This is a genomic window from Paraburkholderia sacchari (assembly GCF_000785435.2).
Taxonomy (GTDB): domain Bacteria; phylum Pseudomonadota; class Gammaproteobacteria; order Burkholderiales; family Burkholderiaceae; genus Paraburkholderia; species Paraburkholderia sacchari.
In genome coordinates, this window is the sequence record NZ_JTDB02000008.1 from 62,373 (window position 1) to 82,478 (window position 20,106).

At 67.0% G+C, this 20,106-nt stretch carries 18 protein-coding genes; 5 read left to right on the top strand and 13 right to left on the bottom strand.

The genetic code is table 11. The annotated features are described in order from the left end of the window. Positions 1-4: 4 nt before the first annotated feature. From NH14_RS24455 to NH14_RS24480, 6 genes are all read right to left on the bottom strand, one after another. Positions 5-1,909, bottom strand: coding sequence for a propionate--CoA ligase (locus NH14_RS24455; protein WP_035533690.1), 1,905 nt, complete (start codon positions 1,907-1,909; stop codon positions 5-7). A 360-nt stretch (positions 1,910-2,269) separates the two neighbouring features. Further along, on the bottom strand, positions 2,270-2,866 hold the full coding sequence (locus NH14_RS24460) for a HyaD/HybD family hydrogenase maturation endopeptidase (RefSeq protein ID WP_161790889.1): 597 nt from the start codon (positions 2,864-2,866) through the stop codon (positions 2,270-2,272). 174 nt (positions 2,867-3,040) lie between these two features. After that, positions 3,041-3,904, bottom strand: coding sequence for an efflux RND transporter periplasmic adaptor subunit (locus NH14_RS24465; RefSeq protein WP_035533644.1), 864 nt, complete (start codon positions 3,902-3,904; stop codon positions 3,041-3,043). A 54-nt stretch (positions 3,905-3,958) separates the two neighbouring features. Beyond that, positions 3,959-4,159, bottom strand: coding sequence for a DUF1656 domain-containing protein (locus tag NH14_RS24470; RefSeq protein WP_035533645.1), 201 nt, complete (start codon positions 4,157-4,159; stop codon positions 3,959-3,961). Then, the gene (locus NH14_RS24475) at positions 4,149-6,407 is read right to left on the bottom strand and encodes an FUSC family protein (RefSeq protein ID WP_052148513.1); all 2,259 of its coding nucleotides are present in this window, start codon (positions 6,405-6,407) and stop codon (positions 4,149-4,151) included. Before NH14_RS24475 ends, NH14_RS24470 begins: the two co-directional genes overlap by 11 nt. Positions 6,408-6,418: 11 nt before the next feature. Continuing rightward, the gene (locus tag NH14_RS24480; protein WP_084225936.1) at positions 6,419-8,044 is read right to left on the bottom strand and encodes an efflux transporter outer membrane subunit; all 1,626 of its coding nucleotides are present in this window, start codon (positions 8,042-8,044) and stop codon (positions 6,419-6,421) included. Between the two features lie 166 nt (positions 8,045-8,210). Here NH14_RS24480 and NH14_RS24485 point away from each other — a divergent pair, with 166 nt between their 5' ends. Together NH14_RS24485 and NH14_RS24490 are read left to right on the top strand one after the other, a co-directional pair. Further along, a complete protein-coding gene (locus NH14_RS24485) occupies positions 8,211-9,149 on the top strand; it encodes a LysR family transcriptional regulator (RefSeq protein ID WP_035533646.1) in 939 nt (312 codons plus the stop codon). A 167-nt stretch (positions 9,150-9,316) separates the two neighbouring features. Next, the gene (locus NH14_RS24490; RefSeq protein WP_167556515.1) at positions 9,317-9,457 is read left to right on the top strand and encodes a hypothetical protein; all 141 of its coding nucleotides are present in this window, start codon (positions 9,317-9,319) and stop codon (positions 9,455-9,457) included. Positions 9,458-9,464: 7 nt separating this feature from the next. Here the strand turns inward: NH14_RS24490 and NH14_RS24495 are convergent, their stop codons facing one another. From NH14_RS24495 to wrbA, 4 genes are all read right to left on the bottom strand, one after another. Continuing rightward, positions 9,465-10,271 (bottom strand): metallophosphoesterase, encoded by an 807-nt coding sequence (locus NH14_RS24495; RefSeq protein WP_035533697.1) that lies wholly within the window; start codon positions 10,269-10,271, stop codon positions 9,465-9,467. Positions 10,272-10,300: 29 nt separating this feature from the next. Next, entirely contained in the window at positions 10,301-11,737 is a 1,437-nt protein-coding gene (locus NH14_RS24500; RefSeq protein WP_035533648.1) for an FAD-binding oxidoreductase, read from the bottom strand. Positions 11,738-11,933: 196 nt separating this feature from the next. After that, a complete protein-coding gene (locus NH14_RS24505; RefSeq protein ID WP_035533699.1) occupies positions 11,934-12,323 on the bottom strand; it encodes a DUF2069 domain-containing protein in 390 nt (129 codons plus the stop codon). Positions 12,324-12,361: 38 nt separating this feature from the next. After that, the gene (gene wrbA / locus NH14_RS24510) at positions 12,362-12,970 is read right to left on the bottom strand and encodes an NAD(P)H:quinone oxidoreductase (protein ID WP_035533649.1); all 609 of its coding nucleotides are present in this window, start codon (positions 12,968-12,970) and stop codon (positions 12,362-12,364) included. A 125-nt stretch (positions 12,971-13,095) separates the two neighbouring features. Here wrbA and NH14_RS24515 point away from each other — a divergent pair, with 125 nt between their 5' ends. Continuing rightward, on the top strand, positions 13,096-14,403 hold the full coding sequence (locus NH14_RS24515; protein ID WP_176329275.1) for a YihY family inner membrane protein: 1,308 nt from the start codon (positions 13,096-13,098) through the stop codon (positions 14,401-14,403). Between the two features lie 45 nt (positions 14,404-14,448). On the opposite strand, the gene NH14_RS24520 is transcribed toward NH14_RS24515, so the two are convergent. The 3 genes from NH14_RS24520 to NH14_RS24530 all read right to left on the bottom strand — a co-directional run bounded on the left by NH14_RS24520 (position 14,449) and on the right by NH14_RS24530 (position 17,045). Beyond that, the gene (locus NH14_RS24520) at positions 14,449-14,769 is read right to left on the bottom strand and encodes an Mpo1-like protein (protein WP_035533702.1); all 321 of its coding nucleotides are present in this window, start codon (positions 14,767-14,769) and stop codon (positions 14,449-14,451) included. 105 nt (positions 14,770-14,874) lie between these two features. Then, positions 14,875-15,714, bottom strand: coding sequence for an alpha/beta fold hydrolase (locus NH14_RS24525; protein WP_035533651.1), 840 nt, complete (start codon positions 15,712-15,714; stop codon positions 14,875-14,877). Continuing rightward, positions 15,711-17,045 carry an O-acetylhomoserine aminocarboxypropyltransferase gene (locus NH14_RS24530; protein ID WP_035533652.1) on the bottom strand — a complete coding sequence of 445 codons (1,335 nt, stop codon included), beginning with the start codon at positions 17,043-17,045 and terminating at the stop codon, positions 15,711-15,713. Before NH14_RS24530 ends, NH14_RS24525 begins: the two co-directional genes overlap by 4 nt. A 349-nt stretch (positions 17,046-17,394) precedes the next feature. On the opposite strand from NH14_RS24530, the gene NH14_RS24535 reads away from it, so the two are divergent. Together NH14_RS24535 and NH14_RS24540 are read left to right on the top strand one after the other, a co-directional pair. Beyond that, positions 17,395-17,850 carry a CBS domain-containing protein gene (locus NH14_RS24535; protein WP_035533653.1) on the top strand — a complete coding sequence of 152 codons (456 nt, stop codon included), beginning with the start codon at positions 17,395-17,397 and terminating at the stop codon, positions 17,848-17,850. Between the two features lie 150 nt (positions 17,851-18,000). Then, a complete protein-coding gene (locus NH14_RS24540) occupies positions 18,001-20,001 on the top strand; it encodes an MFS transporter (protein ID WP_035533656.1) in 2,001 nt (666 codons plus the stop codon). Positions 20,002-20,106 lie beyond the last annotated feature (105 nt).

The following is a 20,106-nucleotide window of genomic DNA, read 5'->3' on the forward strand; positions in this document are numbered from 1 at the left end:
CGCCTTACGCCTTGCCGGTTGACTCGACCGCCTCGCGGATCTGCTGCAGCGCCGCCGCGTCTTCGATGGTCGGCAAGTCGCCAGGATCGCGCCCCTCGGCGAGCGCCGCGATCGCGCGGCGCAGGAGCTTGCCCGAGCGCGTCTTCGGCAGCATCGACACGAAGTGCACGCGCGCGGGCCGCCCGATGGCGCCGAGCTGGCGGTCCACGGTGGCCGCGAGCGCGGCGGCGAGATGGTCCGCCGCTGCCGGATCGGCCGCCGCACCCGCATCGCGCAGCACCACGAACGCGAGCGCGGCCTGGCCCTTCACCGTGTCGTTCACGCCCACCACGGCCACTTCGGCGACCGCCGCGTGCGACGAGATCGCTTCCTCGATCTCGCGCGTGCCGAGCCGGTGGCCCGCCACGTTGATGACGTCGTCGGTGCGGCCGAGGATCGTCACATAGCCGTTCTCGTCCTGCACGCCCCAGTCGAAGGTCGAATACACCTGGTGGCCGGGCACGCTCTCCCAGTACGTCTTCACGAAGCGCGCATCGTCGCCCCAGACCGTTTGCATGCAGCCCGGCGGCAGCGGGTAGCTCAGCGTGATCACGCCTTTCTCGCCCTGCGCGCAGGGCTCGCCCGTATGCTCGTTGCGCAGCACGAGGTCGTAGCCGTAGCACGGCACGCCCGGCGAGCCGACCTTCGGCGGCAGGGCTTCCACGCCGCGCTGGATCGCGAGCATCGGCCAGCCGGTCTCGGTCTGCCAGTAGTTGTCGACGACCGGCTTGCCGAGCGCGTCCGAGATCCACACCGAGGTGGGCTCGTCGAGCGGCTCGCCCGCGAGAAAGAGGGTGCGCAGGCTCGACAGGTCGGCGGCGCGCAGCAGCGCCGGATCCTGCTTCTTGAGCACGCGGATCGCGGTGGGCGCGGTGAACATGAGGTTGATGCGGTGCTGCTCGACCAAGCGCCACCAGATGCCGCCGTCGGGCCGCACGGGCGTGCCTTCGTACATCACCGTGGTCATGCCCGCGAGCAGCGGCGCATAGATGATGTAGCTGTGGCCCACGACCCAGCCGATGTCCGACGCCGTGAACATGGTGTCGCCGGCGCGGCCCTCGAAGATGTACTCCATCGACGCGGCAAGCGCCACCGCATAGCCGCCGACGTCCCGCTGCACGCCCTTGGGCTTGCCGGTCGTGCCCGAGGTGTAGAGCACATAGGACGGCTCGTTCGATTCGAGCCATTCGCAGGGGACATGCGCGTTGTAATGCTGCTCGCGCAACGGTTCGTAGTCGATCAGCCAGGGCGCGCTGAGGCGCTCGGGCGCCAACTGCCGGTCGATCAGCAGCACGCGCGGCGGCGCATGTTCGGCGCGCGACATGGCCTCGTCGACGAGCGGTGTGTAGTCGATCACCTTGCCGCCGCGCGCGCCGGCGTCGGCGGCGACGAGCAGCGTGGGCTTCGCGTCGTCGATGCGCGCGGCGAGGCTTGGCGCCGCGAAGCCGCCGAACACCACCGAGTGGATCGCGCCAAGGCGCGCGCAGGCGAGCACCGCGAACACGGCCTCGGGAATCATCGGCAGATAGATCAGCACGCGATCGCCGCGCTGCACGCCGAGCGAGCGCATCACGGCGGCCATGCGGTTCACTTCGGCGTGCAGATCGGCGTAGGTGTAGCGGCGCTCGATGCCGGTTTCGGTCGACACGTAGACGAGCGCATTTTGCTGCGCACGGGTGTCGAGATGCCGGTCGACGGCGTTGAAGCACAGATTCGTGCGCCCGCCCACGAACCAGCGCGCAAAGGGCGGATTCGACTGGTCGAGCACCTCGGTGAACGGCGTTTGCCAATGGATGCGCGCGGCTTCGCGGCGCCAGAAGTCTTCGGGTCGATCGATCGACTCGCGGTGGAACTCGCGGTAACGGCGCATGATGCCCATCCTCCCGTGCGGTGTCGCGGGCGCGGCGCCTGGGGTGATGCATGGGACGGCGCCCGCATGATGCCGCGCATGATGCCGCGCATGATGCCGGTTTGGCGGCTGGATCCGGCTCTGAAGGGTCGAGGATAGTGCAGTGCAATGGGCGCGGGCAACGCGGGTTCACCCGTGGGTGGATCCGCCGATTTGCCCACCGATTTGCCCACCGATTCGCCCACCGATTCGCCCACCGATTCGCCCGCGGACTTGCCCGCAGACACGCCCGCCGATTCACCTTTACGCGCGCCGCGCGAGGTCAGTGCATGCTCACGAGCGCCGCGAGGCTTTGCGCGCGGTATTGGGCTACACGAGGGGCTACACGAGGGGCTGCACGAGGGATTGCACGAGTGGGCGCGGGTGCGCATGCCAGCGCCGCAGCCGGCGGCACGCGAGTTCCACCGCGGGATCGATCTGCGCGCTCACAGCAGCGCCGAGTCCCGTGCCATACGCGTCGTGCGCATGTGGTTGCACGCCGATCAGCACGAGTTCGCGCGGATAGCGGCCTTTGAGCTGTGCGCAGGCGAGCGCATCGGCGAAATCCATCTGATGCAGGTTCACGGGGCGCGTGTGCAGATACTGCACGGCTTCATCGCCTTCACGCACGCACAGCGTGCCGGGTGCACAGCCGAAGTCGGCCGAGTTGAAGACGAGCATGCGCTGTGCCGACTCGACGAGCGGCAGGAGCGCGAGTCCCTCGGTGCCGCCCGCGACGAACTCGACATGCGATGCGCATTGCCAGCCGGTTTTGAGCCGCTCGATCGCGCGCATGCCGAATCCGGCGTCGCCCCATTGCAGATTGCCCAGTCCCAGCACGACGATGCGCGGCAGCGCCGGCGTATGCGTGGCGGCGCGGGTCGGCGCCGTAAGGGCGCGTGTGAAGATAGACGGAACGTGCTCGTAAAGAAAGCTCACGCGATTCACTTTGCGAAGGCCACAGAAATCAGAATATTCTTAGCTGTCGCGTGTTTTTGTGTTGATACGCGTCAAAGAATCAGGAATTTATGCGCGTGCCGGGATAAGTTTTGCAGGTTCAGGCGATTGACTGTCGGACAACCATTGATTAGTGATGTTCAGGCGCGCTTCAGGTCACGCGCCCGGTTTCACGACCACGGTACAGGTCGTGCCTGCGGAGAGCGTCATGCCGTCCGGCACCTTGTCGATGTGGATGCGCACCGGCACGCGCTGCGCGAGGCGCACCCAGTTGAAGGTGGGGTTCACATCGGCGAGCAGTTCGCGGCTTTGCGGATTGTCGCGGTCGTAGATGCCTCGCGAAATGCTTTCCACATGACCTTCGAGCGTGCCGCCGCTCATCAGCTTGATGTCGGCCTTGTTTCCCACCTTCACGCGCGGCAGCTTGGTTTCCTCGAAATAGCCGTAGACCCAGAACGAGTGGCTGTCGACCACGGCAAGCCGCGCCTGGCCGGCGTTCGCGTAGTCGCCGCGGAACACCTGGAGGTTGGTGATATAGCCGTCCACCGGCGAGACCACGCGCGTGCGCTCGAGGTTGAGCTTCGCGGCGTCGAGCGCGGCGAGCGCCTGCTGGTACTGCGCCTGCGCCGAGTTCGCGGTGTGCGAGGCGTTCTCGCGGCTTTCTTGCGAGACGACCTGGCTGTCCATGTCGGCGCGGCGGCGCGCGTCGTCCTGCTTCATGGTGAGTTCGGCCTTGCGCGCGGCCACGGCAGCTTGTGCCTGCTCCACGGCAATCTGGTAGTGCGACGGGTCGATCTGCATCAGCAGGTCGCCCTTGTGCACGAACTGGTTGTCGTGCACAGGCAACTCGACCACAGCGCCCGAGACGTCGGGTGCGATGTTCACGACTTCGGCGCGCACGCGGCCGTCGCGGGTCCAGGGCTCGTCCATGTAGTGCACCCACAGGGTGCGCCCGACCAGAATGGCGACGGCGAAAATAAGAGCTGTCGCGAGAAAGCCAATGATGTTTCGGATAGTCATGATTCGTTTGAAACCGGTTCGGCGGTTTGCGCTATTGCAGCGAGTTCAGCGAGTTCAGCGATAAATGGCGAGCCCCAGCACGCAGCACACGACCACGAGCAGGCTCACGCGAAAGAGGGAGGGGTGCCACACGATCCGGTAGATGCCGGTTCGTGCCAGCAAGGAATCGAGCACCCACGTGAGCGCCGCGCCCAGAATGAAGAGCAGGACGATCGCGGGAAGGTAGGCGTCGAGAAACGCGACGTCACGCGGCATGGTTGGCTCCTGGCGGGGTACGGGGTTGATCCGTTGGTTGGTTCAAATACGCGGCGAACGGCGATTGCGGATCGATGAGCGCGGTGCGGATGAAATGCAGATGGCTCAGGATGCGCTGCAGCCGATGGCGCGTTTCACGCGGCGCGTTGTCCTGCACGATCCGTTCGAGCACGCCTTGGCAAGCCGCGATGGCGGCGCGCGTGGTGGCGAGCGCGGTGGCGTGGCGGTTCGCGTCGGGGCGCTCGAACAGCGCGCTCACCGTTTTGAGCGTGGCTTTGAGCGTGCCCTCGGCGGCGTCGCGCCATGGCGCGTGCTCCTTCACAGCGGCCAACTCCTCGCGCAGATCGAGCGCGGCATTGCCGATCTCGAGCGTCGCGAACATCCAGCGCAGCGTGTCCTGGCGCAACGCTGCGTCGTTGCCGGCGAGCGCGTGCAACTGGAACATCAGGTCGCGCGCGCCGCTTTCGAAGCGATTGCGCAGACCCGCGAGCCCGCGCGCGCCGAGCCAGCGCGAGCGGCACGCATGCACGGCCTGGCCGCGCAGATTGGCGAGGAGGCGCTTGCGCAGCCACGGCGCGGAGGGCGGCAGCAGCACCACGAACGCGGCGGCCGTCACGATCATCGACATGACGAGCGCCAGCGCGTCGTTCATATAGCCGGCCGGGTTGTATTGCACGACGTTGTCCGGACCCACGAGGAAGCACAGGAAGATGCAGTAGCCCATGCCGTAGCCCATATACGCCGGGCGGGTCGTGAGGAACACGCCGAAGGCGAGCGCCGGCGCGAGCGCGACGCACAGCATCGGAAAGCCGTCGATGTGAGGAAACACGCCGAACGTGAGGAACATGCCGACCACCGAAGCGAGCATCGTGCCGCCCGCCATCTGGCTCGACATGCGCGCGGGCTGGGGCGAGGCCGAGGCCAACGCGCAGGTGGCCGCGGCGGTGAGCACGAGATTCGCGCCGCTCGGCCACGCGCTGGCGATCCAGAACGTGGCGAGCAGGCCCATCACGATGGCCGCGCGCAAACCTGCCACGCCGGCCGCGACCAGATTGGTCTTCGGCTCATAGCGCGCGACCCATTTTTCGCGCGAGTGCGTGTCGACGGCGAGCGAAGCGTAGGTCGCCGTGTATTCGTTCATCTCGTGCACGAAGCGGTAGAAGAGCTCGGTGGCCGTGTCGAAGTCGAGCAGGCGCGCGGCGCGGGTGTCCGCGTTTTTGCCTTGCTGGTCCAGATCGGCTTCGAGCTGCACGCGCGTTTCGCGCACGCGCCTCGGCAGCGTCGCGCGATAGTTCTCGAGCTGCGCGGCCACATGCACCGCATCGGCGGCGCTGAGCACCGGTTCGCCGGACTTGTCGAACAGCGGCGCGATTTCGCGGAAGTACGGTTCGAGCGCGTCGACGGTGACGGTCGAGCCGCTCTCGCGCAGGCGGTTCATCAACTGATGCAGCGCGTGAAAGCGCGTCGATACGGTCATGAACTCGGTGTTCAGGCGCGCGAGGCGCCCCGCGCGCATGCGCGCGTCGGGCGACTCGAACACGGCCGTGCTGCGGCTCGCCTCGAAGCCGACGATGTCGGCCACGAAACGCGCGTTGGTCGCTTCGATCCGCGGGCGCTCGACGCGCCCGCCCAGCGCCGCCGACACGTAGTCGACGAACGACGAGAAGCGCTGGCGCACCGTGGCGCGCAGCAGCTCGCCCGTGTACTGCGGAAACACCACGGCGCTCACGAAGCCCGACGCGAGGATGCCAATCGAGATTTCGGCCACGCGCGTCATCGCGGACATGAACGCGCCATCGGGATGCTGCGACGCCGGGATGCCGATCAGCGCCGCCGTGTAGCCCGCGAGCACGAAGCCATACGAGCGGAAGTTGCGGTTGCGCGCGGCGCCCGCCGTGCAGATGCCGACCCAGAGCGACGTGGTGGCGATGAAGAGCTCGGGCTGCTGGGCGAACACGCCGATCAGCGCGAGCATGACCACGAGGCCGACCAGGGTGCCGCAGAGCCGGTAGAAGCTTTTCGCGAACACGGGGCCGCTTTGCGGCTGCATCACGATGAACACCGTGGTCATCGCAGTGCGCGGCGACGGCAAGTCGAGCTTCATCGCCACGCCGAGCGCGAGCAGCGCTGCGGCAATCGCCTTGAGAATGTAGAGCCAGACGAGGCCGTCGGTGCGCGCCCAGTCGGCGCACGCCTGAAAGACGCGCGGGCCGCCGGCTGGCGTGGAAGTGGGAGAGGACGCTGACATCTTCGCCGGCCTCAGTGGGCGGTGGCCGAATCGGCTGCCTTGGCCGAACCGCCCGTACCGGCGGCACGGGCCGTGTCCACGTCCGGCAGCTTCGGCGCGAACAGCGCGGCCGGCATGAGCGGCACGTCGCGGGTCTTTTTGCCGTGCGCGGGTAATTGCTCGGCTTGCGTCGGGCCTGCCGCCGAAGGACCGCCCGCCGGATCGATCATGCCGCCGCCGAGCGCCGCCACCAGCGTCGCATGGGCGGCGAGGCGCGCGGCCTGGATGTGCGCGACGCCTTCCTGCGCGCGCAGCAACTGCGTCTGCGCGATCAGCACGTTGACGTAGTCGCTGAGCCCGCGGCGAAAGCCGGCCTGCGAGAGATCGTAGTTGCGCTGCGCGGCTGCGACCGAGCGATGCGCGTCGTCTTCCTGAGTGGCGAGCGAGCGCATGCGCACGACCTGGTCGGCAATTTGCTTGAGTGCGCTCACGAGCGTCTGGTTGTACTGCTCGACGGCGATGTCGTAGGCCGCCGATTGCGCGCCGAGCTGCGCGCGCAGGCGCCCGCCGTCGAAGATCGGCAGCGAGAGCGCCGCGCCGCCCGCGTAGCTCCCGCTCATCGACTTGAGGAACTGGAACAGCGGGCCGGCCGCCGCGTAGCCGCCCATCGAGACGAGCAGATCGATGTTCGGGTAGAACTGGGCCTTCGCGACGTCGATGCCGCGCGCCTGCGCGGCGACGCTCCAGCGCGCCGCGACCACGTCGGGGCGATGGCCGATCAGCTCGGCCGGCAGCGCCGAGGGCAGGCCCGCCGGCGCGGCGAGCGAGAGCATCGGGCGCGTGATCGATTCGCCCGCGCCGGGGCCCTTGCCCGCGAGCGCGGCAAGCTGGTTCTTGTCGAGCGCGATGCTTTCCTCGAGCGCGTCGATCTGGCGCTCGTGCTCGGGCAGCGGCGTTTCGGCCTGACTCACTTCAAGCTGGGTGCCGATGCCGCCCGCGAGGCGCTTTTGCGCGAGCGCCAGAATTTTCTGCTGCTCGGCGAGGTTTTGCTTGGCGATGTCGAGCAACGCGTAGTTCATCGAAAGATCGATGTACGCGCGCGTCACGTTCACTTCGAGTTCGAGCTGCGCGGCGCGCGCATCGGCGGCCGTGGCGTGCGCCATGTCGAGCGCGCGCTCGGCGGCGTTCTTGTCCTGGCCCCAGAGATCGAGGTGGTACGAGAGGCCGAGCGCGGCGGTGTTGTTCCAGGTGTTGGCGCCGGCGAGCGGGCCGGGCCCGTAAAAGACGTTGTCGGCCCATTGCTGGCGCTGCACTGACATGTTGCCGTTGATTTGCGGCAGGAGCCCCGCTTGCGCGACGCCGGCCATCGAGCGCGCCTCGCGCACGCGCGCCTGGGCGGCGGCAAGCGACGGATTGCCCGCGATCGAGCTCTCGATCCACGCATTGAGCTGCGGGTCGTTATAGGCGCGCCACCAGTCGCTGGCGGGCCATTGCGCGTCGTTGTCGGCGGCACGGATGGCCGAGCCGGCGTCCAGCTCGGCCGCGTCCGTGTGCTTCGCTTGCGGTGCGATGCCCCCGGTACTGGCGCAGCCCGCGATTATCAACGAGAACGTAAGAACCGTGAGTGCGGCTAGTCCTTTCGGTACCGGAGACTGCACGATTTACTCCTTTTCCATGCATAGTTTGATGTACCGCATTATATTTTTTGATGGATTGACGAATAACCAGTAAGGATGCAAGGCATTCTTACGTGATTTGAGACAATCGATTTTGCGGGATATGTAACAATTCGTCCGTCAGCTAAAAGTTAGCCCAAGGATTGTTATGGATACGCTTCAGAACATGCGGGTATTCATGCGGGTGGTGGAAGCCGGCAGCTTCACCGGCGCCGCCCAGCACCTGAATACGACGACGGCCTACGCGTCGCGCGCGGTCTCCGATCTGGAGGCGCATTTGCGCACGCGGCTCCTGAATCGCACGACGCGCCGCATCGCGCTTACCGAGGCCGGCGAGCGCTACCTCCAGCGTTGCGAGCAGATCCTGGCCTACGTGGACCAGGCGGAGGCCGAAGCCGGCGATGCGCATGCGCGCCCTTCGGGCCGGCTCAAGGTTCACGCCATGACGAGCTTCGGCCAGCACTATGTGGTGCCTGCGGTGGGGCAGTATCAGCAGTTGTATCCGGACGTGCAGGTGGATCTCACGCTTGCGCAGCGCATGCCTGATATCCTCGACGAGGGCTACGACGTCGCGCTCGTGCTGGCCACCGATCTGCCCGATTCGGGTTTCGTCTCGCAGCGACTGACGAGCGCGTTCAGCATCGCGTGCGCGTCGCCGGCCTACCTGGAGCGCCACGGCGTGCCGCAAACGCCGCGCGACCTCGCGAATCATCGCTGCCTGCAGATGGTGACGCCGGTATTTCCGGCCTCGCAGTGGCAATTCAGCGGTCCGGACGGAGAGGAGACGATCGACCTCGGCGCGGCCCCGTTTCAGGTCAATGTCGCGGAGGCGGCGGCCGTGGCGGTGCGCGAGGGCATGGGCATCGGGCTCTTGCCGATCTATTCGGCCATCGGCGGGCTGCGCAGCGGCGATCTCGTCTGGATCCTGCCCGAATACAAGTCGCAGGGCATGAATGTCTATGCGATGTATCCGTCGCGCCAGTATCTCGACGCGAAGATCCGCACGTGGGTCGAACTGCTGCGCGAGAACCTGCCCGCGACGATGGCCGAAGACCAGGCCGAGCTGCGGCAGTTCGCGCGGACCTGAGCCGGCCGGGAGCGCGACTCGGCGCGGTGATGCGGACGCGCTGACGGCGTGCCGTGACAGCCTGTTACAGCTTCGGGCGATCGCAACACTTCCTTACGCACACCGTCGCGGCGGCTTGGTAAGGTGGCGGAACTCCAACGTCAATCCGCCAGAACCCGAGGTTTTCCATGGATATGCATACGATGATCGGCATCGCCGTGATGATGGGCCTGATCGGCATCGCCGCGTCGCGCGACTTGCTGCGCATGCGGCGCGCGCAGCTTCAACCCGTCAAGCTGCGCGTGCAGCGCACGCGCGACCCGCGCTGAGCGTCGCTCAGATCTCCACCACCTTGTCCCATGCGAAGGCCGGATTCTCCGGCTGGCCGGTGCGCCGGTCGCGATAGCCGCGCGGGTTGCACACCACGCGCGTGGCATCGACGGTGTAGTCGAAGCAGGTGTGCGTGTGGCCATGTATCCAGAGTGCGGCGGGTGGGCCCACCAGCGCGCCCAGGTCGTTCACGAATCCCGCCGAGACCAGATCGTCCGCGTAGCGCGCCGCGAGGCTCAGCCGATGCGGCGCATGGTGCGTGACGACGATCGTCTTGCCCGCAAAGGGCTTCGCCAGTTCCGCTTCGAGCCAGGCCCGCGCATGCGCGTGCAGCGCGAGCGAGTCCGCGGGCGTGAAATCGCGCGCGGCGGACTCGGGGCTCGCGGGCCACGACACCTGAATCAGCCCGCGAAAGTCGAGCATCACGCGCTTCGCGGCTTCGATCGCCGCATCGACCGCGGCTTCATCTGCGCCGAACAGCGCGAAATCCGCCCATAGCGTCGTGCCGAGCACCCTGAATCGGCCCGCCGGATCGACGTACGTCGCGTTGTTCAGGAAGTGCACATTGTCGAGCGTCGCCGCGGCGTCGCGCATGGCCGCTTCGAGCGCGCCGAGTTCGCCGTCGTAGTACTCGTGATTGCCCGGCACATAGATCACGGGCACCTGCGGGTCGAACGTCTCGGCCGCCCAGCGCAGGCCCAGCCCATGATTGTGGATGTCGCCCGCGAGCACGACGAGATCGGCCTGTGCGTGCGGGATCGTGTCCGGCTCGTCGTTTTCCAGATGCAGGTCGGATAGCACACGAACTTTCACTTCGCCTCCCTGGGCGTTCATTTCCGCGTTCAGCGGATGACTTTGCCCGGATTCATCAGATTGAGCGGGTCGAGCGCGGTTTTCACGGCGCGCATGAGCGCGAGTTCAACTTCGCTTTTGTAGTGCGCGTTCTCGTCGGCCTTCAACTGGCCGAGGCCGTGCTCCGCGCTGATCGTGCCGCGATGGCGCGCGACGCTGTCGTAGACGATGCGGTTCAGCGTTGGCTCCTGTTCCGCGAGGAAACGCTTCGGATCGCCGCCTTCGGGCGCCTGCACGTTGTAGTGCAGATTGCCGTCGCCGAGATGGCCGAACGTGACCATGCGCGCGCCGGGCACCGTGCGCGCGATTTCGGCGTCGGTTTCCTCGATGAAATGGCCGATGCGCGAGATCGGCACGCCGATGTCGTGCTTCACGTTCAACCCTTCCTGTGCCTGCGCGAGCGGAATGTGCTCGCGGATATTCCAGAACGCCTGCGACTGCGCGAGGCTTTCCGCGACCACGGCATCTTCCACGAAACCTTCTTCGAGCGCGGCTTCCATGAGGCGCTCGAAGAGCGCGCGCGCGTGCTCCTCGCTTTCGTTGTCGGAGAGTTCGAGCAGCACGACTTGCGCGTGGCGCTGCTGGAACGGGTAGCGCAACTGCGGGAAATGCCGGCCGACCAGTTGCATGCAGAAGTCCGACATCAGCTCGAAGCCGGTGAGGAGCGGCCCGGCAAAGCGCTGCGCAAGCGCGAGAAAGTCGAGCGCGGCGTGCGCCGAGGCGAGTCCCGCGAGCGCCGTGACGCGCGCGGCCGGTTGCGGATGCAGCTTCATGACGGCGGCGGTGATGATGCCGAGCGTGCCCTCCGCGCCAATGAAAAGATCGCGCAGGTCGTAGCCCGTGTTGTCTTTGCGCAGACCGCGCAGGCCGTCCCAGAGTTCGCCCTGCGACGTCACCACTTCGAGGCCGAGGCACAGCTCGCGCGTGTTGCCGTAGCGCAGAACGGCGGTGCCGCCCGCGTTGGTCGAGAGATTGCCGCCGATCGTGCAACTGCCCTCGGCCGCGAGCGAGAGCGGAAAGAGGCGCCCGGCCTCGGCGGCGCGCGCCTGGACCTCGGCGAGAATCACGCCCGCTTCAACGGTGATCGTGTTGTTGTGCGTGTCGACCTCGCGCACGCGGTTCAGGCGGCGCAGGCTGAGCACGGCTTGGCGGCCGCTCGTGTCGGGCGTCGCGCCGCCCGCGAGGCCGGTGTTGCCGCCTTGCGGCACGAGCGCGATGCGATGTTCGTGCGCGAGCTTGACGAGTGCGGCGACTTCGTCGGCGCTCGCGGGACACAGCACGGCGCATGCGGCGCCCTCATAGCGCTTGCGCCAGTCGGCGAGGTAGGGCGCGGTGTCGTGGGCGTCGGTCAGCACGTGCTGTGCGCCGATGGCGCTGGCGCAGGCGTCGAGGAAGGCTTGGCGGACGAGTGCGTTGCTTGGGGTCATGGCGGCGGGTTGTCTCCAGGGCCGGGCGGCGGTGCCGGGGCACTGACAAGCGCCCCGTGCGCACCGCGCCGGCATGCGGTTCTGGCTAAAGGGTTAGTGTGGGGTTAGTGTGACATGCCGGGGGACCGGATGGTCAAGGCGCGGGCAGTGGCCGCCGGGTGTGCGCGCTGATGCACGTTTGCGCGCTTGTGCATATTCACGCGTTTTCCCGTTTGGCGCGCCGCGCGGCGCGCTTGAACGGCGCGACATACGCGAGCGCACAGCCGAAGAACCCGAGGGCCAGCGCGGCCTCGATCCAGCCGAGCAGGTTGCCGGGCGCAGGGTCGGTCATGCCGCGCACGATGCCCTCGGCGAAGTAGAGCAGCACCAGCATCGACGCCCATTGCAGCGTGTAGAGGCGGCGCCGCAGCACGCCTGGCAGCGCGGCGGCCAATGGCAAAGCCTTGAGCACCAGCGCGCTGCCGCCGGGGCGCAGCGGCGCGAGTTTCCACTCCCACGCGAGGCACAGCAGCGTGAGCGCGGCGAGCATGACGAATGCGCCGAGCGCGGCCGGCGCGCCGCTGCGCTCGGCGATGCCGGCTTGCATGCGGGCCGAAGAGGCTGGCACGGGCGGCTCGCCGCCGTTCATGGCCGCTCGCCTTGCGACAGCGCGAGCGACGCCCGCGCGAGCCGCACGCCGAGCGCCACGGCAAGCGCTTTTTCGTCGGCGGTGAGGCCGTGGCTGCGGCCGTCGGCGCGCGCGTGATGCGATGCGCCGTACGGCGTGCCGCCGCTTTGCGTCGAAGTGAGCGCGCTTTCGGTGTACGGAATGCCCACGAGCAGCATGCCGTGATGCAGGAGCGGCAACATCATCGAGAGCAGCGTGCTTTCCTGGCCACCGTGCAGGCTGCCGGTCGACGTGAAGACGCAGGCGGGCTTGCCGGCGAGCGCGCCCGCGAGCCATTGCGGCGTGGTGCCGTCGAGGAAATACTTGAGCGGGGCGGCCATGTTGCCAAAGCGCGTGGGCGAGCCGAGCGCGAGGCCCGCGCATTCCTCGAGGTCGCGCAACTCCACATAGGGCGGACCGTCGTCGGGAATGTCGGGCGCGCTTGCCTCGCAGACCGTGGACACGGGCGGCACCGTGCGCACGCGCGCTTCGGCGCCCGGCACGCTGTCGATGCCCTGGGCGATGACGCGCGCCAGTTCGTGGGTCGCGCCATGGCGGCTGTAATAGAGCACAAGAATCGGTTTCATCGGGCCTCGTCGGTGGACGGGATATTATAGGGGCTGGGTTCGCCGCGAGTTTTCAGCCAGTTTTTCGCTGGTTTTTCGCCCGGTTTTCGCAAAATGCGGTGCGCTGTCTGGAAAAGGCAAGGCCAATGGACGTGTTGTCGAGATTACGGATCGATCTGGATATCGTGAAGCGGCTCGCGCGCTTCGCCGCGCGGCGCAGCCGCGAAGACCGTATTCCGCAGGTGGCGGGCAGCCTCACGTTCACCACCTTGCTCTCGATCGTGCCGCTGGCCACGGTGGCGTTCGCGCTCTTCACCGCGTTTCCGATCTTCGCGACGTTCCAGAATTCGCTGCAGGACTTTCTCGCCGACCACCTGATGCCGGCGCAGATCAACAGCCAGATCTTCATGTACCTCAATCAGTTCGCGTCGAAGGCCAAGGGCCTCACGACGATGGGCATGATCGTGCTGTTCGTCACCTCGGTCATGACGATGATGACGGTCGAGTCGGCGTTCAACGTGATCTGGCGCGTGCGCAAGGCGCGGCCGTTCGCGCAGCGCGTGCTGGTGTACTGGGCGATTCTCACGCTCGCGCCGATCCTGATCGGCGTGAGTCTCTCGATTTCGTCGTACCTGTTCACGCGTTCGGCCGCGCTCGCCACCGAGCAGCACGTCTCGATGCTGTTCGACTGGATGCTCATCGGCGCTTCGCTGCCGCTCACGGTGTTCGCGTTCACGATGCTTTACGTCTATCTGCCGAATTGCCGGGTGGAGTGGCGCGACGCGGTGGTGGGCGGCGTCGCGGCGGCCATTGCGTTCGAGCTGGCCAAGCGCGGCTTCGGCCTTTACGTGCGGCGCATCCCCACCTATACGGCGGTGTATGGCGCATTCGCGGCGGCGCCGATGTTCCTGCTGTGGATGTATCTGAGCTGGTTCATCACGCTCGTGGGCGCGATGATCACTTCGGCGTTGCCCGAGATCCGCACCGGACGTTTCAACCGGCCGCGCTTTCCCGGCAGCGACCTGCTGGACGCGCTGGAATTGCTCGCGGGACTCGCGGACGCGCGCGACGCGGGCCAGCCAGGCAGCACAACCGAGCAACTCGCGCAACTGCTGCGGCGCGACCTCGCCACCGTCACGCGGCTCGTGACGGATCTGGAGGAGGACGAACTGATTGGCCGGCTGGAAAAGGACGGCGAGAAGCCCCACTACATTTTGATCGCGAACCCTGCGCGCATCTCGGTGGAACGCATTTACGCGCGCTTCGTGGTCGATCGTAAGGAACTGGCGTATCAGCTCAAATCGAGCGATATCGACGCCGCGGCGCTGCTCGGCGCGCTGGACAACGACAAGCTTTCGATATCGCTCGCGTCGCTGCTGGCGGCGAGGCGCGAGTTGGCCCGCATTGCCGAGGCGGGCGCGGACCAACCGGGGTTGCCGCACCCAGCGGCTTGAGGGGAGGGCGCTTTAACGAAAAGCGCCGGGAAAGTACGTGGGCCGCTAGATGGAAATCTTTCCGCGGCAGATATCCGAGAACATGACCCAGTCGCCCATCAGGCTGTAGATGGGGTGCCGGAACGTGGCTGGGCGGTTCTTCTCGAACATGAAGTGGCCGATCCAGGCGAACCCGTAGCCGCATACCACAGCGGCGGGCAGCCAGAGCCAGTCGCCCGTGGCGATCGCCATGGAGAGGCAGCCGATCACGCCCAGCGAGCCAATGAAATGCAGCCGCCGCGACATGAGGTTGCTGTGTTCGCTCAGATAGAACGGATAGAACTGCGCGAAATTCGCGAAGTGCTCAGTATGGGTGGGATGGCTCATCGTCGTCTCCTCCTTTGCGCGCTGCGTGCTGCTGCGCCAAGGGCCGCTCATTCGATTATTCTGCGGCGATCCGGACTGCCATGCAACCGCGGCCGCCGCAGCCCCTTAACCGTTCCTGGCCGGTGTCCCGTGTTGCATCGCAAAGGCAAAGAGCGCGTCGAGCGTTGCGTCGGGCTGCTCGGTCATCAGTGCGTGTCCGGCATCCAGCGTCACCGTATCGACGGGTGCGCCGGCCTGCGCGAGCGCACTGGCGAGCGCGTGCGCCGCGCGCGGCGGAGTCATCATGTCGCGCTTGCCGACGATCAGACGCACCGGGCAGCTCACTTTGGCCGCGCTGGCGAGCCCGTCCGCGTAGGCGTTGCAGGCCGCGAAGTCGGCGTGAAAGAGCTGCGGCGCGCCGCGCGCCGAGACGCGTTCCATCAGCCGCTGGTTCATGCCGCGCAGCCAGAAGCCGGGGCCCGGGCTCGAAGGCTTAGCCGCGAGCGTCGAATGCGACCACGCGTTCACGAGCGCGATGGCTTCCGGTTCGCGCTCGCGCGCGGCATCGAGCAGCGCGGGTGACACGGCCATCGGCACGGCGGTGGCGAGCAGTGCGATGGCGCGGGTGCGCCCGGGGTGGCGCGCGGCAAATTCGAGCGCGACCAGCGAGCCCATGCTGTGCCCGGCGACGAACGCCTTCTCCACCTTGAGCGCCGCGAGCAGAGCGTCGAGCCAGTCGGCGAGCGCGCCGATGCTCGTGAGTGCCGGACCGGCGCTGCGCATATGGCCCGGCAGATCGACGGCCAGCACGCTAAAGCCGTGGTGAGCGAAATAGCGCGATTGCAGCGCCCACACGCTGTGATCGTGCTGAGCACCGTGGACGAACACCGCCACTGGCCGGGCCGGATCGAATGCGCGCCCGCCCGTGTAGGCGTAAGCGGCTTGCCCCGCGACGTCGACGATCATGACGCCTCCTTGCCGGCCGGGGCGGTTTTCTGGGGCACTTGTTGTGGCGCTTTCTGTGACATTTTGAGCGCGCGTTTGAGGTCGTCGATCAGGTCGTCGGGGTCTTCGAGGCCGATCGAGAGGCGGATGGTGCCCGCGCCGATGCCGGCGGCGGCGAGCGCGGCCTCGTCCATGCGGAAGTGCGTCGTCGAGGCCGGGTGGATCACGAGCGAGCGCGCGTCGCCGACGTTCGCGAGATGCGAGAAAAGCGACAGCGATTCGATGAAGCGCTTGCCGGCCTCGCGGCCTCCCGCCAGATCGAAGCTGAACACGGCGCCCGCGCCGCGCGGCAGCAGGCGTTGGGCGAGCGCGTGGTCGGGATGCCCGGGCAGTTCGGGATAGGCGACCGACCGCACGGCTTCGTGCGCATCGAGAAATTCGACGATGCGCCGCGTATTCGTCACGTGCCGCTCCATGCGCAGCGGCAGCGTCTCTATGCCTTGCAGCAGTTGCCACGCGGCCTGCGGATGCAGGCACGCGCCGAAGTCGCGCAGGCCTTCGCGGCGTGCGCGCAAGAGGAACGGCGCGACGCTGCTTTCCTCGCTGAACACCATGCCGTGAAAGCCCGCATAGGGCTCGGTGAGTTCGGGGAAGCGGCCCGAGGCGTCGAAGTCGAAGGTACCGCCGTCCACCAGCACGCCGCCGATGGTCGTGCCGTGGCCGCCGAGGAATTTCGTGGCCGAGTGGTAGACGAAATCGGCGCCGTGCTCGAACGGGCGCAGCAGATACGGCGTGGTGAAGGTCGAGTCGACGAGCAGCGGCACCCGGTGCTCGTGCGCGATCTGCGCGACGCCAGCGATGTCGAGCACGTCGAGCCCCGGATTGCCGAGTGTCTCGCCGAACAGCAGGCGTGTTTCAGGCCGCAGGGCCGCGCGCCAGGCGTCAAGGTCGCCGGGCTTCACGAAGGTCGTGGCGATGCCGAAGCGGCGCAGCGTGTAGTCGAGCAGGTTGTGCGAACCGCCGTAGAGGGCCGTGGACGCCACGATATGCGAGCCCGCGCCCATCAGCGTGGCGATCGCCAGATGCAGCGCCGCCTGGCCGCTCGCGGTGCCGATCGCGCCCGCGCCGCCCTCCAGCGCTGCTACGCGCTCTTCGAACACGGCGACGGTGGGGTTCGAGATGCGCGAATACACGTGGCCCGCGCGCTCCATGTTGAAGAGCGCCGCCGCGTGGTCGGTGTCGCGGAACGAGAACGACGTGGTCTGATAAATCGGCGTCGCGCGGGCGCCGGTGACGGGGTCGGGCGCGGCGCCGGCATGCAGCGCGAGCGTGTCGAAGCGTGGATCGGACATCGTGGCAGCACGGCCGGCGCAAACCGGCGTCGGGTGAAAGGTGCTGGCATCGTAACACCGGCCTGCGCTCGCTGGGGCGCGCCGCAGGGGCGGGCGGCGAGGGCGCGCCGGCTTGCCGGGCGCGTGGCAACGGATCGCGGGCGCGGCGCTTGCTGGCCCAACGGCATAGGCCAACCGGCCGGCTTTGCTCTAGCTTTGCTGTGGCTTTCCCGCGGCTTTCCTTTTGCTGGCCTTTCCGATAGCATCGAAAAGAAGTAACAATTCTTTTTTCGGCATTGCCCCCATATTTTTTGCAAGGAATGAGGCCCGGCCCGCTATGGCCAGGCCTCCTCGGCACAGGAGACACAACATGCGTGTGAGCGACATTCTCAAGGTCAAGGGCAATACGCTCTATACCGTTACGCCCGACACGTCGCTGCACGAAGCGGTGAATACCATGGCAGAGCGCGATATTGGCTCGCTCGTCGTGATGGAGTACGGCGACCTGGTTGGCATGCTCACGTTCCGCGAGATCATCATGACGGTGAGCGCGAATGGCGGCAGCGTCGGCACCACCACGATCCGCAAGGTGATGGACGACCATCCCATCACGTGCACGCCCGAAACCGACGTCGACGAAGTGCGCCGCATGATGCTCGAGCATCACGTGCGCTACCTGCCTGTCATGGATAGCCGCTCGCTCATGGGCGTGATCTCGTTCTACGACGTGGCGAAGGCGGTGGTGGAGGCGCAAGGCTTCGAAAACAAGCTGCTCAAGGCCTATATTCGCGACTGGCCCGAGGAAGAGCAGCATTCGGGGCGTTGATCCGGCGCCGCGCGCTGACCCGCGCGCGCGGGCCGTTTCGCACTAACTCGCATTAGTTCGCACAAGTTCGCACCAATCCGCATGAAAAGCGCGCGTTTAGCGCGCTTTTTCGCGTCTGGTCCTCCCTTCCTACAGCACGAATCCCACTTGATGAGCGAAAGTCCGATGCCCGTCGCGCAGCGCGCGGCAAGCGAAGCGAGCGGTCATGGCTCGCAGTTCGCGCTGCTGCGCCAGCGCCGTTTTGCGCCGTTCTTCTGGACGCAGTTCCTCGGTGCGATGAACGACAACGTTTTCAAGATCGGTTTCACGTCGCTCGTGACCTATCAGGCCGCGCGCTTTTCCGGCGTCGATCCGAAAACCGTGGCGTTCCTGATCTCGGCGATTTTCATCGCGCCGTTCGTGCTCTTTTCCGCCACGTCGGGACAGATCGCCGACAAGTTCGACAAGGCCGTGCTCACGCGCTGGGTCAAGACCTTCGAGATCGCGGTAATGCTGATCGGCGCGACGGGTTTCTGGATGCACAGCGCGCCGCTGCTCTATCTGTGCACGTTCCTGATGGGCGTGCACTCCACGGTGTTCGGGCCTATCAAATACGCGTATCTGCCCCAAAAGCTTGCGGACGACGAACTCGTCGGCGGCAATGGGCTTGTGGAGATGGGCACCTTCGTGGCGATCCTGGTCGGGACGATCATGGGCGGGCTCATGGCTGGCATTGGCGCGTCCGGCGCGGCGTCCGGTGTCGCGTCGAACGCCGCTTCCGCCATGCTCCCGGCCGGGACGCCGGCGGGCGCCTGGTGGCTTGGCGGCCTATGTATCGCCATCGCGCTGATCGGCCGTGTGGCCAGCGCGTTCGTGCCGCCCTGCGCGCCGCCGCAACCGGAACTGCGCATCAACTGGAATCCATTTTCCGAGACCTGGCGCAACTTGCGCCTCGCGCACGGCAACCGCACCGTGTTCCTGAGCCTGCTCGGGATTTCGTGGCTGTGGTTCGTTGGCGCGACGTTTCTGGCCTCGTTCTTCAACTTCGCCAAGGACGTGCTGTCCGCCGATCCCGATGTCGTGACCTTGTTGCTTGCCATGTTCTCGCTGGGCATCGGCACGGGCTCGATGCTGTGCGAGCGGCTGTCGCGCGGGCGCATCGAGATCGGCCTCGTGCCGCTCGGCTCGATCGGCATGAGCGTTTTCGGCATCGACCTGTTTTTCGCGAGCCATGCGCTGCCCGCCGCGTCGCATCTGCTTTCGGTGGGCGAGTTCGTGCGCACGCTCGCCCACTGGCGCGTCCTGGCCGACCTGTTCCTGCTCGCGATGTTCGGCGGCTTCTATAGCGTGCCGCTCTACGCGCTGATTCAGAGCCGCAGCGCGCCCAGCCATCGCGCGCGCATCATTGCCGCGAACAACATTCTCAACTCGCTTTTCATGATCGTTTCGGCGCTCATGGCGATGGCGCTCACTGCCGCCGGCGTCGGCATTGCGGGCATCTTTCTCACGACTGCGCTGCTCAACATCGTCGTGGCTGCGTACATCTACACGCTGGTGCCCGAGTTCCTGCTGCGCTTCATGGCGTGGGTGCTCGTGCATACGGTCTATCGCGTGCGGCTCGTGCACGCCGAACGCATTCCCGCCAAGGGCGCCGCGGTGCTGGTCTGCAATCACGTGAGCTATGTCGATGCGGTGGTCATCATGGCCGAAAGCCCGAGGCCGATCCGCTTCGTGATGGATCACCAGATCTTCCGCTCGCCGCTGGTCGGCTGGCTGTTCCGGCATGCGAAGGCCATTCCGATCGCGCCGGCACACGAGGACGCGGCGCTGCTGGCGGCGGCCTACGAGCGCTGCGCCGCCACGCTTGCCGATGGAGAGCTCGTGTGCATCTTCCCCGAAGGCAAGCTCACGAAGACCGGCGAGATGAATCCGTTCCGCCACGGCGTGACGGAGATCCTCAAGCGTTATCCGGCGCCGGTCGTGCCGATGGCGCTGCGCGGGCTGTGGGGCAGCGCGTTCTCGCGGCATGGGGCGTCGGGCCAGGAGCGGCCGGTGCGGCGCGGGCTGACGAGCCGGCTTACGCTCGCAGTGGGCGAGCCGGTAGCGCCCGAGGACGTGACGGTTGACGAACTCCAGCGCAAGGTAACCGAGTTGCGCGGCGCGCGGCGCTGAGTGTGGCGGCGTGGAGGCGGCGTGGAGGCGGCGTGGCTCGGGCGGCGGAGGGAAAAGCCGCGCGGGCGGGTCGTCGCGCGGGCTGGCATAATGCTGGATTCCCCG

Bases quoted from the DNA above. Each gene is read 5' to 3' on its own strand.
- wrbA (WP_035533649.1), bottom strand. From the start codon at position 12,970: ATGAAACCGATTCTTGTGCTCTATTACAGCCGCCATGGCGCGACCCAC.
- NH14_RS24470 (WP_035533645.1), bottom strand. From the start codon at position 4,159: ATGCCGCGTGACGTCGCGTTTCTCGACGCCTACCTTCCCGCGATCGTC.
- NH14_RS24540 (WP_035533656.1), top strand. From the start codon at position 18,001: ATGAGCGAAAGTCCGATGCCCGTCGCGCAGCGCGCGGCAAGCGAAGCG.
- NH14_RS24515 (WP_176329275.1), top strand. From the start codon at position 13,096: ATGGACGTGTTGTCGAGATTACGGATCGATCTGGATATCGTGAAGCGG.
- NH14_RS24520 (WP_035533702.1), bottom strand. From the start codon at position 14,769: ATGAGCCATCCCACCCATACTGAGCACTTCGCGAATTTCGCGCAGTTC.
- NH14_RS24535 (WP_035533653.1), top strand. From the start codon at position 17,395: ATGCGTGTGAGCGACATTCTCAAGGTCAAGGGCAATACGCTCTATACC.
- NH14_RS24475 (WP_052148513.1), bottom strand. From the start codon at position 6,407: ATGTCAGCGTCCTCTCCCACTTCCACGCCAGCCGGCGGCCCGCGCGTC.
- NH14_RS24465 (WP_035533644.1), bottom strand. From the start codon at position 3,904: ATGACTATCCGAAACATCATTGGCTTTCTCGCGACAGCTCTTATTTTC.
- NH14_RS24525 (WP_035533651.1), bottom strand. From the start codon at position 15,714: ATGATCGTCGACGTCGCGGGGCAAGCCGCTTACGCCTACACGGGCGGG.
- NH14_RS24455 (WP_035533690.1), bottom strand. From the start codon at position 1,909: ATGCGCCGTTACCGCGAGTTCCACCGCGAGTCGATCGATCGACCCGAA.
- NH14_RS24505 (WP_035533699.1), bottom strand. From the start codon at position 12,323: ATGCAAGCCGGCATCGCCGAGCGCAGCGGCGCGCCGGCCGCGCTCGGC.
- NH14_RS24500 (WP_035533648.1), bottom strand. From the start codon at position 11,737: ATGACCCCAAGCAACGCACTCGTCCGCCAAGCCTTCCTCGACGCCTGC.
- NH14_RS24485 (WP_035533646.1), top strand. From the start codon at position 8,211: ATGGATACGCTTCAGAACATGCGGGTATTCATGCGGGTGGTGGAAGCC.
- NH14_RS24530 (WP_035533652.1), bottom strand. From the start codon at position 17,045: ATGTCCGATCCACGCTTCGACACGCTCGCGCTGCATGCCGGCGCCGCG.
- NH14_RS24490 (WP_167556515.1), top strand. From the start codon at position 9,317: ATGGATATGCATACGATGATCGGCATCGCCGTGATGATGGGCCTGATC.